Annotated in this window: 1 protein-coding gene; it reads left to right on the forward strand. The window is 67.6% G+C overall.

The features are described from left to right. A partial coding sequence (locus IG86_RS39585; RefSeq protein ID WP_037943952.1) for an acyltransferase domain-containing protein occupies positions 1-824 on the forward strand: 824 nt, incomplete at both ends.

Here is an 824-nt window from a genome sequence, read left to right on the forward strand (position 1 = left end):
GCCTTCCTGTTCACGGGGCAGGGCAGTCAGCGGCCCGGCATGGGCCGTGAGCTGTACGAGACCCACCCCGTCTACGCCCGGACCCTCGACGAGGTCTGCGCACGGATGGACGTGCACCTGGGCCGGTCGCTCAAGGAACTGATCTTCGCCGAGGAGGGGAGCGAGCAGGCCGCGCTCCTCGACCGGACGCAGTACACGCAGGCGGCGCTCTTCGCGACGGAGGTCGCCCTCTACCGGCTGGTGGAGCACTACGGCCTGACGCCGGACTACCTCATGGGCCACTCCGTGGGCGAACTGGCCGCCGCCCACATCGCCGGCGTCCTCGACCTCGACGACGCCTGCACCCTCGTCGCCGCCCGAGGCCGCCTCATGCAAACCGCACCCGCCGGCGGCGCCATGATCGCCATCGAAGCCACCGAAACCGAAATACGCGACACCCTCCCCACCCACCACGGCCACCTCGACATCGCCGCCGTCAACACCCCCCACTCCACCGTCATCACCGGCGACCACCACGCAGCCCACCAACTCGCCACCACCTGGCGCAACAACGGCCGACGCACCAAACAACTCAACGTCAGCCACGCCTTCCACTCACCCCACATGGACACCATCCTCGACGACTTCCACACCACCGCCGCCACCCTCACCTACCACACCCCCACCATCCCCATCATCTCCAACCTCACCGGCCAACCCGCCACCACCGAACAACTCACCAACCCCCACTACTGGACCCAACACCTCCGCCACACCGTCCGCTTCAACGACGGCATCCACCACCTCCACCACCACAACGTCACCACCTACATCGAACTCGGACC

The organism is Streptomyces virginiae (genome assembly GCF_000720455.1).
In the GTDB taxonomy this organism is placed as follows: Bacteria; Actinomycetota; Actinomycetes; order Streptomycetales; family Streptomycetaceae; genus Streptomyces; species Streptomyces virginiae.